This is a genomic window from Streptomyces sp. NBC_00440 (assembly GCF_036014215.1).
Taxonomy (GTDB): domain Bacteria; phylum Actinomycetota; class Actinomycetes; order Streptomycetales; family Streptomycetaceae; genus Streptomyces.
Window position 1 is genome coordinate 3,908,992 of record NZ_CP107921.1, and the last position, 19,169, is coordinate 3,928,160.

Sequence of the window (19,169 nt, forward strand, 5' to 3'; positions counted from 1 at the left end):
ACATGGCGTCGGTCCTCTGGAAAGCGTGTTGGGGGGGGCAACCCCTCACGAGTTCGGATCTCGTATCCTCCGCAGGCAGAAGGCTCGGACCGTGGAAACGGTTCGGGCCTTCGTCTTTTCCTGTCCCCCTTCAGCTTCGCGGCTGGATCTCGGTGCCGACGGGCTCGACGGGCTCGACGGGCTCGGTGAGCGATGCGACCAGGTCGTCCACCACCGGTGGGCCGCCCGTGACGCGCAGGGCCTCGACGCGGTGGGACAGTTCCGGCTGTGTCAGTGGGATGCCGACCAGGTCCTGCCGCCCGGCGAGCGCGAAGCGTGGGAGGAGGCCCAGGCCCTGTCCTCCGGCAAGCAGCTCGGTGTACGTACGCACGTCGTGGCCGTCGTACCGCAGGGCCACCCGCAGATGGGGGCTGTCTCCGACCACGGCGGACAGGTCCGCCAGGGGGGCGCTCACGCCCGGTGCGTCGATCCACCGGGCGTCGATCAGGTCCGCCAGCCGCAGACCCGTGCGGTGTGCCAGGGGGTGGTGGGACGGCAGGGCCACCACCACCGGCTCCCGGCAGACCGGTACGCCGTGCAGCCCGGCCACCCGGGGCGGGCGCAGGGGGTCATCGGACAGGGCGAAGCCGTCGACCAGGCCGAGGTCCAGTTCGCCGGTGGCGGCGCCCTCGGCGACGGCCTGGCGCGGCAGCGTACGTACCGTCAGCTCGTGCACGCCGGCCCGTCGGGCCACCTCACCGATGATGCGCAGTGCGTGTGCCGTGGCCGCCAGTGGACAGATGCCGACGGTCAGCCGCCCGGTGGTTCCGCCCTTCACCCTCTGGACTTCCGCGCGTGCGGCGTCGATACGCAGGAGGATCGAGGCCACGTGGTCCATCAGCCGGGTACCGGCCTCCGTCGGGCCGACCGGCCGTCGACGGACCAACTCGACGCCCAACTCCCCTTCCAGTGAGGCGATCTGCTGGGACACCGCGGACTGGGTGTAGCCCAGCTCCCTGGCGGCGTCGGAGAAGGAGCCGTGCGTGATGACGGCCGAGAAGGTCTTGAGCAGGCGTGGGTCCACCGGATCAGCATCACTTATCGAGGAATCAGAAGCCATCGTTTGTCCTTTTGCCATGGCTACTGGATGATTCCGGCGTGCCCACCACCGTCGCACCACACCCCCAGGCCGACCCGGACCTTTCGCGCACCCGGCCCGCCCGGATCGCGCTCGTCGGCGAGCGGTCGGCGGGCGTGCCCGCGCACACCCGCTATGCGCCGATGCTGGAGACGCTATGGCGCCGCGAACGGCTGTTGGTGGACGCCTACTGGGTGTCGACCGCGCAGCTCGACGGCCCCCGGGACCTGGCCGGGTTCGACGGCATCTGGCTGGTGCCGGGCAGCCCGTACCTGAGCGAGGCCGGAGCGGTGAGCGCTGTGCGCACGGCGCGCGAGCGGGACATCCCCTTGCTGGCGACCTGCGGCGGCTTCCTGCACGTCCTCCTGGAATTCGCCCGCCACGTCTGCGCGCTGGACGGTGCCGCACACGCCGAGAACTCCCCCGGCAGCCCGCTTCCGCTGATCGTGCCGCTGTCGCGCGACCTCGCGGGCCATGAGGGGACTGTCCGCATCGAGCCCGGCTCACTGGCCGAGGAAGCGCTCGGCGCGCGTACGACCGTGGAGCGCTACCAGTGCACGCACGCTCTGGACCCCCGGTACGCCGGCACCCTGCGCGACCACGGGTTGCGCTTCACCGGCCACGACGACGACGGCCACCCCCGCATCGCCGAACTGCCGGGGCACCCGTTCTTCCTGTCCACCCTGTTCCAGCCCGAACTGGCCGACGACACCTCCCGGCCCCATCCCCTGGTGCGCGCCTTCGCCTCGGCGGCGGTCGGGCGCAGCACGGAGACGTAATCGAGGGGCACAGGTCCGCCCCCGTGAAACGCACGACAAGAAACGCGCGACAAGAAACGCACGGAAAATCGAAAGGACCCGAAGTGGCAAGCTCCGTAGACGCCTTATCCGCTGTACCGGCCAAGTCGTGGGTACCTCAGTTCGTCATCTGCTCGATGATCTGGGGGTCTGGGTTCGCGCTCATCAAGATCGGTGTCGAAGCCGGTATCGAACCGGGTTGGGTCGCCTTCTGGCGGTGCTTCTTCGGAGCACTGGTGCTGTGGGGCCTGGTACTGGTGCGGCGGCTGGGGGTGCCGCGTGACCTGCGAGTGTGGGGGCACGCCCTGGTGGTGGGGACGGTGCTCAATGCCTTCCCCTTCACCCTGTTCGCCTGGGGCGAGAAGTACATCACCTCCGTCACGGCCGGGGTGTGGAACTCCACCATTCCCCTGTTCACCCTGGTCTGGGTAGTGGTCATGCTGCCGGACGAGAAACCGACCCTGCGGCGGCTGCTCGGCATCGCCACCGGCCTGGTCGGCGCCCTGGTGGTGCTCGGCGTGTGGTCGGGCGGGCAGTCCTCGCTGATGAAGGGGAGTGTGATCTGCCTGGTCGCCACCGCCTCGTACGGGCTGGGCTACACCTACACCCGCCGGTTCCTGTCCGGCGGAGACATCCCCGCGATCACCCTGACCGCCATCCAGGTCAGCTGGGCGGCCCTCGAACTCGCTGTGTGCGCACCGATGTTGAGCGGCACACCACACTGGGCCGGGACGGGGCCGATGGCCGGCATGGTGGTGCTCGGCGCCGTGGGCACCGGGCTCGCGTACATGTGGAACCTGTCGGTGATCCGCGCAGTCGGCTCGACGGTCGCCTCCACGGTTGCGTATCTGACCCCGCTGTGGGCGGCGATCGTCGGGGTGTTCTTCCTGAACGAGTCGCTGGGCTGGAACACCGTGGTGGGCGCGGTGCTGATCGTCAGTGGCGTACTGCTGACCCGCACCGCGCCGTCACGTCCGGTGGCCGGGGCCGGAGACGGGACCGCAGACGAAGCCGAAGCCGTACCCCGGCCACCCGAGGAGGAGAAGGAAGAGGAGACCGGCCAACCGGCGCGATCCTGAGGGAGGCCGGTACGCCCTCAACCGCCGGACGGCCCGTCCCCGCCGGACGGCCCGTCCGGCAGCAGTACGGTGTCCAGCCGCCGCAGGCCCTCGGTCACCGTGTCGATCTCGCGGGCGAAGCCGAGCCGGAAGCCTTCGTCTGAGCCCATGGTCTCCCCGGGGGTCAGCAACAGACCGGCCTCCAGCGCCCGGCGGCACAGCGCCAAGGAGGTCTCGCCGGTACGCAGTTGTATCCAGGCGAAGGGCGTGCCCTGTGGCGGCGCCAGCCGGACGGCATCCGGGTGGCGGGCCGCCCACTCCTCGACGAGCCGCAGGCCCGGGGCGCACAGCCGGTGGTACTCCCGCGCGTAGTCCTCGTGCCGGTCCAGCGCCGAGCAGGCCAGGGCCTCGCACAGCACGGAGTTGGCGATCGAGGTGAGGAACTTGCGCTCCGCGCAGGCTTCCGCCACCTGCGGCGCGCCGTACACCCAGCCTGTGCGCAGACCCGGCAGGCCGTAGGTCTTGGACAGACCGGAGACCGAGATCACCCGGTCCTGGCCCACGGCCGGGGAGCGCGACAGATCGATCGCGTACTCCTCGTCGACCAGCAGATAGGCGTCCCGCTCAGCCACCAGCGCCACCAGCGCCCGAAGTTCCTCCTCCTCGACCCGGCGGCCTGTGGGGTTGCAGGGCGAGTTCAGCGCGATCAGCCGCAGGTTCTCACCGGCCGCCGCGGTCACGGCGGCGGCGTCCACGGACAGATCCGGTCCGTACGGCAGGACCGTCACGCTCGCGCCGAGCCGGGGCGGCAGGTCCAGCAGCGGCTGCCATCCGGGGTTGAACGCGATCACCTGGTCGCCGGGCCGCAGCAGCACGTCGAACAACAGGAACAGCGCCTCCTGCGCGCCGTGCGTGACGGTGACCGACTCCGGCCGGCCGCCGTACAGTCCGGCGATCCGGTCGCGCAGTTCCGTGGTGCCCCGGTCGGTCCCGTAGCCGAGCTCAAGGTCCGCGGGGACGCTCAGGTCGGACAGTCTGCGGCTCGGTACGTAGCTGTTGCCGAGGTCGATGTCGTAGCGCCCGGCGGAGTCGACGAACGTCCAACGGGCGATGGAGTAGAACGGCTTCGCGGCGATGCCGGCGTCGAGGGGCGTCATGCGGCAGTCCCCTGCCCGGCCGGGGCACCGGCGGTCGGCCTGCTGGTGTCCGTTTCCGGTGCGGGCGGGCCTGTTACCGGCGTGTCCGGTGCGGCCGTGTCCAGTGCGGCGGGCAGTCCGAGACGGGCGCGGAGTCGCGGTGCCAGGAATCCGGCCGCGACCTGCTCCGAAGCGCCGGACAGGGTGACCGCGCCCTGCGCGTCGATGGCCGTCTCGAAGGCACCGCCGGGCATCCGCACCCGTACCGCGTGGTCCACCAGGCCCAGGGCATGAGCGGCGCTGGCCGCGGCGCAGGCGCTGCTGCCGGAGGCCAGGGCGTAGCCCGCGCCGCGCTCCCAGATCTCGATCTCCACCGTCTCGCGGTCGAGCACGCGCATGAACTGCACGTTGGTCCGCTCGGGGAAGGCCGGATGGCCCGCGATCAGCGGCCCCACCTCATGTGCCAGCGCGGCGGACACCTCGGGGAGCGGGACGACGGTGTGCGGGTTGCCGTTGTTCAGACAGGTCACCTGGAGCTGTCGCCCTGCCACGTCCAGCGGCCGGGCCACGACGGGGCCGGGCAGGTCCTGCGCCGGAATGTCCGCCGCCTCGAAGGTGGGGCGGCCCATCTCCACCCGGGCGATGCCCTCGTCGAGGTCCTCGATCCGCACCGCGGTGTCGCCCGCGAGCGTACGGATGACGACGTCCCGCGCTCCCTGGTGGTACTGGTAAAGGTGGAGGGCGAATATCCGCAGTCCGTTGGCGCTCCTGCCACAGACGCTGCCGTCGGAGTTGAAGGCGCGCAGGACGACCGGCTCGCCGTCTCTCACCGCGCCGACCGGTCCCAGCAGGACCCCGTCAGCACCGATGCCGAAGTGCCGGTCGCACAGCAGGCGGGCGGCCTGCGCGGTGGACGGCAGCCCCAGCAGGTCGATCCGCTGCGGATCGATGACCAAGTAGTCGTTGCCCAGTGCCTGGTACTTCACGAAGTCGTACATGTGCCACCTGCTTCCGGGAGTCGTGACGGTGCCCGACCGGTCGCCCGGCCGCTCGGGGGTCGTACACCGACGAGAGATGCTCGTACGGTGTGCGGCCCCCGGCGGTCCGGACCCAGAACCGCGCCCCTACATCCCCGACGGCTCCGGCACGTCGTCCAGGGCCGCCTCGTCGTGCTGGTCGCCGTACCACTTCTCGCTCCAGCGGGAGAAGGCGACGATGAGGATGTCGCGGTGCCCGGGACCGCCGTCGGCGGAGAGCACGTCCGTGACGTCGTGTGCGAGCGCCCGGTCGTCGAGCAGCACAGCCTGACCGGCATCCAGGGTGCCGGCCCAGAACGGCTCCTCCGCGCCGGGCTCCCACAGCCGGGTCAGACCGCCCCCGACGTTGTTGCGCCGCAGGACGGCGATCATGACGAATTCGTGCCCGTCGTGGTGCACGCCCTCCGGCGTCAGCGGGCCGGGCTTCTCACCGGTGGCCCGGGTGCGGTTCTGATGGACGTTGATCTGCCATTCGTCCTTGGTGTCAAGGGGGAACCCCTCGGCCCCGGCCCGGATGAGCGGCGTGAAATCCACCTCGATCGGCAGATATCCCCGGCGGATACCACCGGCGACGTTATTGAACTTCTTGAACGTGGTGTAGTCCCGGTGCGGCAGGAGTTCAAAACCCCAACCGGCACTCTCCGTGAAGCTCATGCGGTACTGCGAGAACCGTTTGTACCGGGTGCCGTTGCCCATGTACTCGTCTACCGGGCAGTTGTCATAGCTGGCCAGCACATTCGGCTGGACCGCCGGGATGTCGATGATCGAGAAACGCTGGTCGGTCAGGGGCATATGACTCGCCTTTCATTCCGTGAGGCTTGTTCCACGAGGTGCTTCCGGCCGGGTACGGGTCCGTGTGCAGGCCCGGGTCCGTCGGACGGGGCTCCGCGCCACGTCATCCGGTGACGAGCGCGGTGGTCTCCGCGGCGACGCGGTCCTCCGCCTTCTCACCGGCCACCCGTCCGGGCACCTCGGCCAGCCGTTCGTCCAGATAGCGCGCCGAGGAGTTGAGCCGCCACAACGCCCCGCGGGCGATTCCCAGTCGCATGTACTCCGACGGCGCGGCCGGTTTCACGATGTTGTGGAACCAGCCCGCGGCGTGCTGGGAGTCGATGGTGATGTGCAGACGGTGGTAGACGATCCCCACGTCCGGCAGGCCGAGTCGTTCCCACGCGCTCACCACCTGCACGAAGCGGTCCGGCACCAGCCATTCCGTCATGCCCAGGAAACCGACGGCCTCCGGATACCGGTGCCGGTACCGGCTGAGGAGCACTGCGAGATTTCCGCTCAGGAGTGCGGTGGCGGTCAGCGTCTCCTCCAGCTCCGTCTCGGACACCTCGAACACGTCGAATATCTGGTTGAAGAGAGTGGTGTGGACCTCTTCGGGCTTTCCATTCCCCATCTCGTCCCAGAAGTTGGACGCGATCTCCATCTTCGCGGCACCGCTGGTGCCCACCTGCATCAGAGCCAGCAGGTCGTCGAACCGACCGTCGACCACGGACTCCTGGATCATGTACGTGCGCACGTCCGCCGCGGTGGCGTGGTTGCGGATGAAGTCCGTGTAGTACGGGTGCTTGAAAACGCGGTGCTGCCTGGCCTGTCCCTTGAGCCAGGAAAGGAACTCACCGGGGTCGGAGGGCAGCCCCTCCAGGAGCGCGGCGTCCAGCTGCCGGTCCTCGCCGAGCAGCGTCGCCTGCTCCAGCAGCCGGGTCACCTCATGGACCGCGAGCGAGCCCTCTGCTGTCTCCGCATCCGGGATACGCGTGATCAGGTGGTAGATACGGGACAACAGGAGCTGTTGGTGATAAAAGCTCTCCGGATCTCCGGACAAGGCATTTTCGTTCAGCTCGGCAACTGCCGTCCTTATCCTGTCACGTTCCGATCCTGTGAATTGTCGATCCACCTCGTCGGCGGGCCTTGACAACCAGTCGGAGATCTCCTTGACCAGCATGGATGAGTCGTACACGCCCACTCCTTCGTTTTCCTGCGTGAGGTTCCTGAGGGCACTTGCGGCAATTCTCGGCCACTCGGCCGTTGCCGTTACAGAATGACCGAGAAACAACTTGCATCGAACGCGGACCTCGTCCGTCTAAAGAATCTCAGGCAACTGTGGCGTCTCAGTGGCTGGACGGTGGCGCCGGCGCCTGGCAGCATGAATTTGCCGGCCTCCTATGCGCCAATAAAATGCCCGCTCCGCGCCGCACAGCGGCACAGGGGCCCGTAGATGGGACGCGAGATGGTGACGCAAAGCAACCTAAGCTTCCAATTACTTGGGCCATTGCGTGTGCTGCGCGGGGAGCGAGAAGTGCCCGTACCGGCGGCGAAGTTAAGAATCTTACTGGCGTCGATGCTGCTGCGTGCCAATCAAACGGTTTCCATGGATGAATTGGCCGCATATCTATGGGGTGAAAATCCACCCGAAGGCGCCCATACGACGCTGCGCTCCTATGTCATGAGATTGCGCCGGATACTGAGCCCATCCTCCGACGAGCGGCTGGAGCCGATCCGTACCCTTCCGGGCGGCTATCTCATGACCGCGGACGACTCCCAGCTGGACCTGCTGCGTTTCCGCAGCACGCTGACAATGGCCCAGCGCATGGCTGCCGACCGGGACCACCGAAGGGAAAGCGCACTGCTGCGCGAGGCGCTGGGCCTGTGGCGCGGGCCCGCACTGTCGAATGTGCCCTCGGACGTCCTGCACCGCGATTTCGTCCCGGGGCTCACCGAACGCCGCTACTGCGCGCTGGAGCAGCGCATCGACCTCGATCTGGAACGCGGGGCGCATCGCGAGGTCGTCGTCGAACTCCGCGACGAGGTGCGCACGTGCCCGTGGCGGGAGCACTTCTGGGCACAGCTGATGCTGGCGCTCTACCGGCAGGGCCGCCAGGCCGAAGCACTCGACGCGTTCCGGCAGGTCAGCGAACGGCTGCGGGGTGAGCTCGGAATCGCCGTCGGTTCGGAACTCAGGCTTCTGCACCAGCAGATCCTCACCAACGACCCGACGCTGAACCTGCCCCTCCGCTCCACCTCGACGACACTCGCGGCGAAGGCCCGTGTCGCTGTCCCCGACGAACTCCCCCCGGATACAGGAGACTTCATCGGGCGTCAGGAGGAGCTGAGCCAACTGCGCGACCTGCTGTCGCAGCGGGTGTCCCGGACGACGGTCTGCGTGGTGGACGGTCTGGCGGGCATAGGCAAGACCGCCTTCGCGGTGCACCTCGCCCATCAGCTCGCCCCCCGCTTTCCGGACGGCCAGCTCTTCGTCGACCTCCGGGGTTTCGCGCAGCCCAAGCGCCCTGTCGAACCGGCCACCGCGTTGGAACTCGTACTGCGTTCACTGAGTGTGCCGGGCTCTGAGATACCGCCGCACGAGGGCGCACGCGCGGCGCTCTTCCGCAGTCTGACGCGGGACCGGCGGATGCTGCTGGTACTGGATGACGCAGCGGACGAGGCGCAGGTCCAGCCGCTGCTGCCGACCGCGCCCGGCTGCCGGGTCATCGTCACCAGCCGCCGACGACTGGCCCGCCTGGACCAGGCGCGGCTGCTGACCCTGGACGTACTGGACCAGGCCGAGGCCGCCCAACTGCTGACTGCCGTCGTCGGTCCGCACCGCATCGAAGCCGAGCCCGTCCAGCTGGTCGAATCGGTCGTCCATCACTGCGGACACCTGCCTCTGGCTGTCAAACTCGCCGGTGCCTGGCTGCGGGGCCACCCGGGCCGGAGCCTGAACCAGCTGGCGGAGCGCCTCTCCTCGGGCCATTCCATCGACGCCTACGGAGTCGCCCCGTCCCTCCAGCTCTCCTATCTGCGCCTGTCCGTCCCGCAGCGGCGCATGCTGCGCGTCCTCGGGCTGCGCCAGGTACCCGACATCGACGTTCAGACCGCCGCGACCCTCGCCGGCGTCACACCCCGCGAGGCCGAGACCTACATGGAGAGCCTCGCCGACGCCAACCTCCTCCAGGAGCCGGTCCCCGGCCGTTACTTCCTGCACAACCTGGTCCGGGCCTTCGCCGCAGGCCAGACAGCCTGAGGAGCCAGTGAGGGCGACAGGCGCCCGCCGCAACGAGTTCCTGCTGCTGCGCCGGATCGGCACGACCGGCCGACGGCTGCGGGCGATACTGCGCGAGGAGACGCTGCCGGCGGTGGCGCTGGGCACGGGGGTGGTGTACGCGACGCTCTCGGCCAATGCCACGGGGATGACTTTCCGCCCCGTACGCCCCGCCGCTCACATACCTGACGCTCCTGCACCGCGACCACGACTTCGAATGCATCGCCTCCGTCACCGGCCGGGCCATGCAGTGGTGCGGCCCGGTGACCGGAAATGAACGCCCGCACGGCCTCAGTTCTGGTCTCATTCGCAGGCGTACGCCATGGTTCGGCAATCATGTAGCCGCTGGCCGCGCCGCCGGTCAGGATGCCCCCGCACACCCCCGAACCCCCGGGCGAACATTTGGAAGGCGTGTTGGGGGCAACCCCTCACGAGTTCGAATCTCGTATCCTCCGCAGTTGCCCTCAGCGGGCACGATGTCGAAGGGCCCCACCGTTCGCGGTGGGGCCCTTCGGAGTACCGGGAGAGAGGCTGGGGCTCAGGCCAGGGCGAACTTCTGGGCGGCCGAACCGTTGCAGTCGTAGATCTGGAGTCGGGTGCCGTTGGCGGTGGCGCCGGACGGAGAGTCGATGCAGCGGCCTGTGAGCGGGTTGGAGAGCGAACCGTCGGCGTTGGCGACCCAGTTCTGGTAGCCGCCGCCGTTGCAGTTGGCCAGTTGGAGCTTGGTGCCGTTCGCGTTGACGCCGCCGGCGATGTCCAGGCACCTGCCGAGGGTCCGCAGGGTCTGGCCGCTCCAGGTCCAGTGCTGGTCCTTCGCCGCCGTCTGGCAGTCCCAGAGCTGGACGGCTGTGCCGTCGACGCCGGTGTCGTCGCCCGCCACGTCCACGCACTTGCCGCCCGGACCGATGATCGTCCGGCCGGCCCCCGAACCGCCCCCGGCCGCCTTGTTGTACACGGCCACCGAGTCGACCACCAGCTTGCCGCCGGAGACCGTGGCCGCGTTCGGACCGCCGCCGTACGCGGCCGGGAAGCCGCCACCGATAGCCAGGTCGTAGATGATGAAGAAGGGGTGGTCGATCGCGTCGGCCCAGGTGGCCGCATCGACCTGGTTGGCCTTGACGGTGAAGAAATTGGTCCCGTCGAGGTAGAACCGGACCTGCTCCGGCGAAACCGAGCGGTCGATCTCCACCGCGTAGTCGTGGAAGCCGGTCTGGCAGCCCGCACAAGCACGCTCGCCTGAGCCGATGCCGGTCGACTCGTTGCACGGGCCGCCCGGGTTCACGCCGCAGTGAATGGTGCTGAAATCGGAGCTGCGGCCGTTGATGTCCTCCATGATGTCGACCTCACCGGACTTCGGCCAGGTCACGCCGGACCGCAGCGTCGAGCCGAGCATCCAGAACGCCGGCCAGTAGCCCGCGCCGTTGGCGGTGGTGACGTTGGGCTGCTGGAGGACGGACTCGATGCGTACGACGCCGCCGGCCGGAGCGCCGAAGGCCGCCGACTGGGTCTCCACGCGTCCGGACGTCCAGCCGCTCGCCGGGTCGGAACCGGAGTGCAGGGCCTGGAGCACCAGATGGCCCTGGCCGTCGTAGTGGACGTTGGACGTACTGCTGGTCATGGTCTCGATCTCACCGGTGCCGAACGTGCTGCCCGCACCGGTGTCGTACTTCCACAGGCTCTGGTCGATGCCGGTGCCGGAGGCACCGTTGAAGTCATCGCTCCAGGTGAGGGTGAATCCCGACGGCGCCGAGGGCACCGTCGCCTCGGCGTTCGACGAACCGACGAGGGTGGTCGCCACCATGACGGCGACGACAGGGAGCAACTCGGCCATTCTCTTCCACCCGCCGCCCCGCTGTCTTTCCCGGCTCAAGCGCATGCGTCCGACCTCCGTGGGAGATGGGAGGGGATAGGCGCGCTTTCGTCGCGTCCACACCGCCTCTGACGGGACATCACCGGGGCGCGGTGCCGAGGTACGTCGGCCCGTCCCGGCAGGGGCGGACACCCAGGCATGTCATGCACACAGCGTGTCGAGGGGCCAGGTGTTCGGCAAGATGGCCGGCACGCCCATCTTTCGGCGCGGCCCGTGGGGCGGCATGGCGACGACTGCGGAGAGGGCCGCGGTGCTCCCGTGGGGATGGCGCCGGAGGACCGGGAGAGCGTCGGCACGGAGCACGCGAGTCCGTCGGAGGCGGAGGAGGCGGCAGCACAGGGCCGATATCGTTACGGGGTTGCAGTTCGGGTCACTTGCCATGATCCGGCACCCCCTATCCTCGCCGGGTGAGAACCACCAGTCGCACTCGTCAGCTCGGGAACACGCTGCGCAGCTGGGCGCTCCTGCCCGCCGGCGACGGAAGCGCGGCGCAGAGCCCCGTGGCGCGGCCCGTACCCCGCTCGCCCCTCCTGCCCGCGCGTGCCATGGATCTGGTGCTGACGGCCGTCGCGTTGCTGCTCGCAGTGTGGATCAGCGCCCAGAACCCCTCCATGGGACCGGCCGCTCCCTGGGCGAATCTGCTGATCGCCGCGGTGAGCGCACTGCCGCTGCTCGCACGGCGCCGGGCGCCCGAACTGGTACTCGCCATCGGGCTGCTCGCCAAGATCCTCCAGGTCTCGGCTTTCGCGACGCCGCTCGCCTACTACGCGGAGGGTGCCTATCGCGGCCCGCACAGCCGCCGGATCGTCTGGGCATCGGCCGGTATCGGGCTGGTGGCCCTCGCGCCCTGGAATGCGGCAGCGTGGTCCAGCTTCCGGACTGTGGTGACCTGGTTCGCGGTGAACTTTGTCTTCTCCTGCCTGGTGCCGCTGCTGCTGGGGCTCTACGTGGGCCAGCGGCGTGCCGTCGTCGCCGGTCTCGTCGAACGGGCGGAGCGCGCCGAGCGGGAACAGCGGCTCGTCGCCGAGGCCGCGCGGGAGCAGGAGCGCCGGCGCATCGCCGGAGAGATGCACGACGTGGTCTCCCACCAGGTGAGCCTGATCGTCGTACACGCCAACGCGCTCAGCGCTGTCGCCCACGACCCGGAGGTTACGGGCGAGACCGCGCAGATCATTCAGACGGCCGGCCGGCGCGCGCTCACCGAACTCCGCGAGATGCTCGGGCTGCTCAGGAACGGCCCGGCCACCGGGGCGGGGGCGCCACCGGCATCCACGGGAAGCGACGCCGCGAAGGGTGGGGCAGGGGCCGCCCCACACGACCCTGCCGCATCGGCCGAGCGGCGGCCTGTCCCCGGGGCGGCCGTCGACAGGATCGCCGAGCTGGCCGAGGGCTCCCGGACCGCCGGGCTGCCCGTCACCGTGCTCGTCGAGGGCGCGCCGCAGCCGCTGGGAGAGCCGGTCGAGCGTGCCGCACACCGGGTCGTGCAGGAGGCTCTGACCAACGTGCACAAGCACGCCCCGGGCGCCACGACGCAGATTCGCCTCGCCTTCGGCCCGCGAACCGTACGGGTGCAGATCGTCAACGGCCCGCCAGGAAGGCGCCCCGAGCCGGCTGCCGACGGTGAGCCTCTGCTGCCCAGCGGGGGACACGGGCTGATCGGGCTGATGGAGCGGGTCCGCCTGGCCGGAGGCACCATGGGGTCCGGACCCACCGGTGACGGCGGCTTCCGGATCGATGCCGCGCTGCCCACCTCGGTGTCCGGAGCATCCACAACCGGAGTTTGACTCTGCCGGAGCTTGACTCTGCCGGAGATCGTGGCGTTCCGCCGGGCACCCGCCTCGCCGATCCGCCGCATGCCGTGTCCGACGGGCCGCAGCACTCGGTGATGTCACCGGCAAGTCAGGCGTTCAGATCGGTCCGGCGTCGTGGGTGATGAGCGCGACCTGGGTGCGGTTGGCCGCATCGAGCTTGGTCATGATCCGGCTGAGATGGACCTTGACCGTGGACTGGCTCACGGACAAGTCGGTGGCGATCCGGGAGTTGCTGTGGCCCTGGGCGACTGCCACGGCGACCTCGCGCTCGCGTGCGGTCAGCTCCGCCATCCGCGATCGCGCCCGCGGGGCGGCCGCACTCGTGGCGAAGACGGACAGCAGCTTGGTGGTGATGCGCGGTGAGAGCATCGCCTCGCCGCGCGCGAGGACCCGTACCGCTTCGGCCAGTTCGCGCGGCGAGGTGTCTTTGAGCAGGAACCCCGCCGCGCCGTGCCGGAGTGCGGCGTAGACGTATTCGTCGACGTCGAAGGTGGTGAGCACCGCGACCACTGGAGGATCGGGCAGCGCGGTGAGCTGGCGGGCGACCTCCAGGCCGCCGACGCGGGGCATCTGAATGTCGGTGAGCACCACGTCCGGGCGGTGCCTGGCCACCAGGTCCACTGCCACCGAGCCGTCATCGCCCTCGGCGACCACCTCGATGTCCGGCTCGGCGTGGAGGATCATCCGGATGCCCTTGCGCACCAGCTTTTCGTCGTCGAGGAGGACTACCTTGACGGTCACTCACGCCACCACCTCGTCCGCGTACGGGCAACTTCGCCTGCACACGGTATCCGCCGTCGCCGGTGCTGCCCGCACGCAGTGATCTGCCTGCCCGCATCACGCGTACCCGCTTGCCCGTCGGTCGTCCCGCAGCACGATCCAGCGGGCGTGCCGTAAGACTTTCGGGCAGGTCCGCCCGGCCGGGAAGGGTGACGCGCCGAGGGTGCCGACCGGGACAGGCTGGACCCCGTCGGATCCGGCCGGGTCCGACGTGAAGGTTCGGATCCAGAAGTTCGGGCGGGCCCCAAGGGGACTTCAACTGACTTCAAGCCGACTTCGACAAGACGCAGGAGGACAGATGACCAAGCGCGGCAAGGCGGCACTGTTTGCGGTGGCGGGGGCGATCACGCTCACCATGGCAGCGGCACCGTCGGCTTCAGCGATCATCGGGGGACACGATGCCACCGCGCCGTACCCGTTCATGGTGAGCATCCAGAAGGACGGCCACCACTACTGCGGAGCCTCCCTGATCAAACCGGACTGGATCGTCACCGCCGGGCACTGCACGGTGAACGTCAAGCCCCAGCAGCTTTCCGTGCGGGTCGGCGACCACGATCGGACGAAGGGTGCCAAAGCGAAGGTCATCGAGGTCATCGCACACCCGGACTTCTCCTACGAGCCGTTCCGCAACGACGTGGCCGTCATGAAGCTGGACCACCCCGTGGACGCCAAGCCCATCAAACTGGCCGCGAAATCCGGGCCGGTGGGCACCAGCACTCGGATCCTCGGCTGGGGAATGACCTGCGAGGACGGCAACGACTGCCCGAACCCCCCGATCCGTCTGCAGGAACTGGACACCACGCTCGTCCCCGACGACCGGTGCAGCGAGAACTACAACCCGGCCAACGAGCTGTGCACCGACAGCCCCACCAAGAACGCGCAGGCGTGCATCCTCGACTCCGGCGGGCCGCAGATCAAGGGCCGTCCCGGGCGGTGGGAACTGATCGGGGCAACCAGCCGCGACGGCGACGCCGACCCGGAGTGTGCCACCGGTCCCGGCATCTACACCGACCTGACGGCCCACCGCGCATGGATCGAGCGGGCCACCGCGAAGTGATGGGCGAGGCCCCGACCGGTTGGCGAATTCCCGCGGTCGGGGCCTTCGTCGTTCCGTGGTTGCCGTTGTGCGGACCATCCGGCATCCCGGACACCGCAGCGCGATCGATCTCCTCTCGGCCTGCAACAGCCGGGACCGATGTTGGCACCATCCACGCGGAGCGCGAACGCAACGAGGGCCGCGAGACAAGTAGAGGGTGAGACCGTCACCCGGCGGTCGGAGACGGAGATTCCGTGGAATCGGAACGCGACGAACACGGCGACCGCCGCAGTGATGCCCAACTGTCCATGGCCGCCGACGATCCGGCGGCGTTCACGCCGCTGGTCGAGAAGCACTCGGCGGCCCTGCACGGCTACTTCGCGCGGCGGATGCCGGGCGCGGCGGACGATCTGCTCGCCGAGGCATGGCTGCAGGCGTTTGCCGCGCGGCGAACGTTCGACCCTTCGCGCGGATCCGCACGCGGCTGGCTGTTCGGGGTGGCCCGCAACGTCCTCGCGGGCCATGTGCGGCGGGCGGCGCGGGCGGAGGTCCTGTCGCAGACAGAGGTCACCGACCCGTGGCAGGCCGTGGATCAGCGGCTGGACGCTGCGACGCTGGCGCCCGCACTGCGCAGCGCACTGGCCGAACTGCCTGCGGCGGAGCGGGAGGTGATGCTCCTCGTCAGCTGGGAGCAGTTGACGCCGGCCGAGGCAGCCGCCGCCGTGGGCATCCCCGCCGGAACGGCCCGTTCGCGGCTGCACCGGGCACGGGGCAGATTGCGCGAGCGGATCACGCAGGCCCGTCCCGCGGGACGGAATCTGGCCGTGACGGGAGACCTGGCATGAGTACGTACGACATGGAGGAGACGGGCATGACGGAGCGACAGGCACTGCTGGACTTCCCGGGCGCCGAGGCGCTGCAAGCGGCGGGCAGGGTCGAGCCGCCGTCGGCTCCGGCGCTGGCCCGGGCGCTGGCGGCGGTCGAAGGAGCCGTGCGGGAGGACGCGGGCCGGGCTCCGCTCCAGGACGCGCGGAAGGACTCCGTGGTGACGCCGTTCCGGAAGCGCCGCCGCGTCATCGCCGTCCTTGCTGCCGCCGCGGTCGCGGCCGGCGTCGTGGTGACGTCCGCGAACATGGGCGGGGCGCCTTCGGGTACGCAGCACGGGGCGCAGGCGCAGTCCGCTGCGGCCTTCCTGAACAACGTCGCCGAGGTCGCGGCCACTCGGTCGACCGGCTCGGGGAAGTACTGGAAGACCCACTTCAAGACCATCGACGTGTACACCACGCGGTCCATGGAAGTCAGCTACGTCGTCGCCGGCAAGACCGTGCGCAAGGGGCAGGACCCAGGCTGGAGGCTCGGCTCGAAGGTCCTCGACTGGAACGCCCTGGACCACCTGACCACGAACCCGACACCGCTGCTCCGGGAGATCGAGCACACGACGAAGGCCTCCGCGGACGGGACTGAGGACCCGGGCACGCTCGGCTTCGTGCAGGCGAGCACCATGCTCGCCAACGCCCCCGCCAGTCCCGCACTGCGCAGCGGGCTGTTCAAGGCACTCGCCCAGCTGAAGGGCGTGAGCGTCGTCGGCACCGTCAAGGACAGCGCCGGGCGCAGCGGGACGGAGCTGGCCTACCAGGGGGGCGTCGGCGTCACCAAGGTCATCATCGACCCGAAGACCAGCACGCTCCTGGAACTCATCGAGCCGTGGCGGAGCGAGAAGGACGAGCACCAGGCGATCTACCTGTCCGCCGGCCTGACCGACAAGATCGGCTGACCGACAGGACCGGCTGACCGACGCAGCGGCCGTGGCGCACAGCCGGCCCGCTGCGTCAGATGCGTCAGATGCAGTGGGTGCGGTGAGTGCGGAGGTGTGACGAGCGGGTCGGAGGCCGGGCTCCCGCGGCGGTGACGAGTCGTTGCGACACCGGCCACAGGAGTCGGGTTTCCACGGCGAGTTCGGATCTCGCGTCCTCCGCACGCAGTTGCCCTCACCGAGCAGTACGCAGAAGGCCCCTGGAATTCGCCATGGTGGCGGGGGGCCTTCTGCGTGTGTGTCCAGGGGCCCTGTGCGGCCGTCCTGCCTGCGTTCCGGCTGCCCGTCAGTGTGCGCCGGCGAGGACCGGTGCGTGCCAGGCGTCGATCACGATCTGGTGCCGCTTCGGGCTCACCTTCGCCGCGCCGCTCGCGTAGTTCCGGTCGACCTGTGCCGCCTCTGCCGCGTTCGGTTTGGCATTGGTGCACGACGTACCGGGGCCGTGGCCGGACATCAGCTCCGAGCACGGTCCGCTGTAGTCGTCCGGCAGCCCGAGGATGTGCCCGGTTTCGTGCGCCGCGATCCGGGTCATGTCGTAGCCCTCATCGACCGCCTCCTGGCCCAGTTGCACCTGGCCTCTGCTGCCGCCCGGGACAATCGGACCGAGTGTCGTCTGGGGCCAGCCGCTGGTCGCCACGTAGACGAAGTTGGCCGAGCCGCGCGAGGTTGCCGGTTGCAGGTGGACGTTGTGGTCCGCCGCGTTCCAGTTGTTCACGCCCTGCGTGATCGCGTCCGCCCACTGTCCTGCTCCACTGGCGTCGTAGGTCAGAGTGACCACCGCCGCGGTCGCCCTCGGCGCGGGGTGCGCCGAAGCGGCACCGGATGTAACGCCCAGCGCGACCGGGACCAGTGCCGCCACGGCTGCCATTCGCTTGATCATGAGACTCGTTCCCCTCCCTGACGTCTGTTGCCCGTGAGCCACAAGGGCACCACGTCATCAGCAGGCGCCACAAGTACGCGGTGAGCAAAGGGAGTTGGGTGTGACCATCTCAGCGGTGATCATTTCTGCTGCGTTTCGTTGATCGCTGACGTCACGGCAGCCCTGCCGGATGACGTCCCAACAGGGTCCGGGCGGTTCCGTGGGGCGCCGTGTGACGGACGATGGGTACTGACGGTGGGGGCGGACATGAGGAGCGGCGCAGTGACAGACAGCGAATCCATCCCGGCGGAATCGGACCTCCGGTCGTCCGGTGGAGGGCCGGAGAGCGGCGCGGCAGGCGCGACGCGGCCCGGGGACGGGGCGGAGCCCGCGTCCGGGGACGGCAGCCCGCGTCCTCCGCGGTCCCTGCGTCGGCGGCTGGGCGGGGCCGTGGTTCTCCTCGTCCTCGTGATGCTGTTCTTCCTGCCCTGGTGGACGCTGTTCGCGTCCGGTGTCGACTGGCCGTTCCCGGTCTTCCTCGTCGGCACGGTCGTCTTCGCCGCCTGGCTGGTCTCCTTCCCCTTCCTCATGGCCGCGGGCCACGGGCGGCGGGGCTCCGACCGGGCGGCCCGCATCGCGGACAGCACCCTCGGGGTGATCTGGGTGCTGTTCACCTGGTCGGTGCTGGGCGGTCTGGTGCACCTCGTGCTGATGGGGCTGGGCGTCGGCGGCGCCGAGCGGGCCAGGAGCATTGCCGTGGCCGTCGCCGTGGTCTCCGCCGGACTGCTGGCGTGGGGACACCACGAAGCCATGCGCGTGCCCCGGGTGAAGCGGCTGGACGTCCACGTCCCCCGGCTCGGCGGCGGTCTGGACGGAACGCGTGTCGTGGTGCTGGCCGACACCCACTTCGGGCCGATCGACCGGGCCCGCTGGTCGGCGCGGGTCGCCGAGGCTGTCAACGCGCTCGACGCGGACATCGTGGTCCACGCCGGTGACATCGCCGACGGCACCCCCGCCAAGCGCCGGGAGCAGTCCGCGCCGCTCGGGACGATCCGGTCGCGGCTTGCGAAGGTCTACGTGACGGGGAACCACGAGTACTTCGGGGAAGCTCAAGGCTGGCTGGACCGCATGGCGGAACTGGGCTGGGAGCCGCTGCACAACCGCCATGTCGTGGTGGAGCGCGGCGGTGACCTCCTCGTCCTGGCCGGTGTGGACGACGTGACCGCGGAGTCCTCCGGGCTGGCCGGGCACCGTGCGAACCTGCTCGGTGCGCTGGCCGGGGCAGACCCGGAACGGCCGGTCCTGCTCGTCGCCCACCAGCCCAAGTACGTCGGCCAGGCCGCTGCGGCCGGTGTCGACCTCCAGGTCTCCGGGCACACGCACGGCGGCCAGATCTGGCCGTTCAACTTCCTCGTCCGGATCGATCAGCCGGTGGTGCAGGGTCTGAGCCGGCACGGCGAGCGCACGCAGCTCTACACCAGCCGGGGCGCCGGCTTCTGGGGGCCGCCCTTCCGGGTCTTCGCACCGAGCGAGATCACGCTGCTCACCTTGCGGCCGGGCGGCGACCGGGCCACGCCGGAGCGCACCGGAGACACGGCCGCGGACGGCACGGACTCCACAGCGGGCACGGGTGCCGATGGCAGCTGACCGCAGGGCGACACCCCCAGTGCGGCAGAGGCAGCCGGCGGGCGGCAGTCGGTAGTCGGCAGTCGGCAGTCGGCAGTCGGCAGTCGGCAGTCGGCAGTCGGCAGTCGGCAGTCGGGGCGAGTTCAGGCCACCCCGAGCGGTTCCGGACGCTGTCCGCGAG

The 19,169-nt window shown here is 69.8% G+C and carries 16 protein-coding genes and 1 pseudogene; 9 read left to right on the top strand and 8 right to left on the bottom strand.

Features of this window, described 5'->3' with window-relative positions; all coding sequences use genetic code 11:
- Window positions 1-130: 130 nt before the first annotated feature.
- Window positions 131-1,099, bottom strand: coding sequence for a LysR family transcriptional regulator (locus OHB13_RS17615; protein ID WP_328377743.1), 969 nt, complete (start codon window positions 1,097-1,099; stop codon window positions 131-133).
- A 38-nt stretch (window positions 1,100-1,137) separates the two neighbouring features.
- Here OHB13_RS17615 and OHB13_RS17620 point away from each other — a divergent pair, with 38 nt between their 5' ends.
- Window positions 1,138-1,896 (top strand): CTP synthase C-terminal region-related (seleno)protein, encoded by a 759-nt coding sequence (locus tag OHB13_RS17620; RefSeq protein ID WP_266855374.1) that lies wholly within the window; start codon window positions 1,138-1,140, stop codon window positions 1,894-1,896.
- Window positions 1,897-1,979: 83 nt separating this feature from the next.
- A complete protein-coding gene (locus OHB13_RS17625; RefSeq protein WP_328377744.1) occupies window positions 1,980-2,993 on the top strand; it encodes a DMT family transporter in 1,014 nt (337 codons plus the stop codon).
- A gap of 17 nt (window positions 2,994-3,010) precedes the next feature.
- Here OHB13_RS17625 and OHB13_RS17630 read toward each other — a convergent pair whose 3' ends face one another.
- The 4 genes from OHB13_RS17630 to OHB13_RS17645 form a co-directional block, all read right to left on the bottom strand.
- Window positions 3,011-4,129 (bottom strand): pyridoxal phosphate-dependent aminotransferase, encoded by a 1,119-nt coding sequence (locus OHB13_RS17630; RefSeq protein ID WP_328377745.1) that lies wholly within the window; start codon window positions 4,127-4,129, stop codon window positions 3,011-3,013.
- The gene (gene dapF / locus OHB13_RS17635; protein WP_266855371.1) at window positions 4,126-5,106 is read right to left on the bottom strand and encodes a diaminopimelate epimerase; all 981 of its coding nucleotides are present in this window, start codon (window positions 5,104-5,106) and stop codon (window positions 4,126-4,128) included. Before dapF ends, OHB13_RS17630 begins: the two co-directional genes overlap by 4 nt.
- A gap of 126 nt (window positions 5,107-5,232) precedes the next feature.
- On the bottom strand, window positions 5,233-5,937 hold the full coding sequence (locus OHB13_RS17640; protein ID WP_266855370.1) for a 2OG-Fe dioxygenase family protein: 705 nt from the start codon (window positions 5,935-5,937) through the stop codon (window positions 5,233-5,235).
- 103 nt (window positions 5,938-6,040) lie between these two features.
- On the bottom strand, window positions 6,041-6,934 hold the full coding sequence (locus OHB13_RS17645; protein ID WP_266855369.1) for an iron-containing redox enzyme family protein: 894 nt from the start codon (window positions 6,932-6,934) through the stop codon (window positions 6,041-6,043).
- A gap of 447 nt (window positions 6,935-7,381) precedes the next feature.
- Here OHB13_RS17645 and OHB13_RS17650 point away from each other — a divergent pair, with 447 nt between their 5' ends.
- Together OHB13_RS17650 and OHB13_RS17655 are read left to right on the top strand one after the other, a co-directional pair.
- On the top strand, window positions 7,382-9,175 hold the full coding sequence (locus tag OHB13_RS17650) for an AfsR/SARP family transcriptional regulator (protein WP_266860916.1): 1,794 nt from the start codon (window positions 7,382-7,384) through the stop codon (window positions 9,173-9,175).
- Between the two features lie 203 nt (window positions 9,176-9,378).
- A pseudogene (locus OHB13_RS17655) lies at window positions 9,379-9,465 on the top strand (PIN domain nuclease); the annotation flags it as partial.
- A 266-nt stretch (window positions 9,466-9,731) separates the two neighbouring features.
- On the opposite strand, the gene OHB13_RS17660 reads toward OHB13_RS17655, so the two are convergent.
- Complete coding sequence (locus tag OHB13_RS17660) at window positions 9,732-11,024, bottom strand: ricin-type beta-trefoil lectin domain protein (protein WP_328377746.1); 1,293 nt, start codon at window positions 11,022-11,024, stop codon at window positions 9,732-9,734.
- Window positions 11,025-11,470: 446 nt separating this feature from the next.
- Here OHB13_RS17660 and OHB13_RS17665 point away from each other — a divergent pair, with 446 nt between their 5' ends.
- A complete protein-coding gene (locus tag OHB13_RS17665) occupies window positions 11,471-12,847 on the top strand; it encodes a sensor histidine kinase (protein WP_328377747.1) in 1,377 nt (458 codons plus the stop codon).
- A gap of 123 nt (window positions 12,848-12,970) precedes the next feature.
- Here the strand turns inward: OHB13_RS17665 and OHB13_RS17670 are convergent, their stop codons facing one another.
- Window positions 12,971-13,615: a response regulator gene (locus OHB13_RS17670; RefSeq protein WP_266855366.1), complete on the bottom strand. Its 645-nt coding sequence runs from the start codon at window positions 13,613-13,615 to the stop codon at window positions 12,971-12,973.
- 337 nt (window positions 13,616-13,952) lie between these two features.
- Between OHB13_RS17670 and OHB13_RS17675 the strand changes: the two genes are divergently transcribed.
- The 3 genes from OHB13_RS17675 to OHB13_RS17685 all read left to right on the top strand — a co-directional run bounded on the left by OHB13_RS17675 (window position 13,953) and on the right by OHB13_RS17685 (window position 16,464).
- Window positions 13,953-14,711, top strand: coding sequence for a S1 family peptidase (locus OHB13_RS17675; RefSeq protein WP_328377748.1), 759 nt, complete (start codon window positions 13,953-13,955; stop codon window positions 14,709-14,711).
- 233 nt (window positions 14,712-14,944) lie between these two features.
- Window positions 14,945-15,535: an RNA polymerase sigma factor gene (locus tag OHB13_RS17680; protein ID WP_266855364.1), complete on the top strand. Its 591-nt coding sequence runs from the start codon at window positions 14,945-14,947 to the stop codon at window positions 15,533-15,535.
- Entirely contained in the window at window positions 15,532-16,464 is a 933-nt protein-coding gene (locus OHB13_RS17685) for a hypothetical protein (RefSeq protein WP_328377749.1), read from the top strand. The genes OHB13_RS17680 and OHB13_RS17685 overlap by 4 nt, the downstream gene beginning before the upstream one ends.
- Before the next feature lie 325 nt (window positions 16,465-16,789).
- Here the strand turns inward: OHB13_RS17685 and OHB13_RS17690 are convergent, their stop codons facing one another.
- Entirely contained in the window at window positions 16,790-17,383 is a 594-nt protein-coding gene (locus OHB13_RS17690) for a snapalysin family zinc-dependent metalloprotease (protein WP_328377750.1), read from the bottom strand.
- A gap of 405 nt (window positions 17,384-17,788) precedes the next feature.
- Here OHB13_RS17690 and OHB13_RS17695 point away from each other — a divergent pair, with 405 nt between their 5' ends.
- Entirely contained in the window at window positions 17,789-19,009 is a 1,221-nt protein-coding gene (locus OHB13_RS17695; RefSeq protein WP_328380319.1) for a metallophosphoesterase, read from the top strand.
- Window positions 19,010-19,169 lie beyond the last annotated feature (160 nt).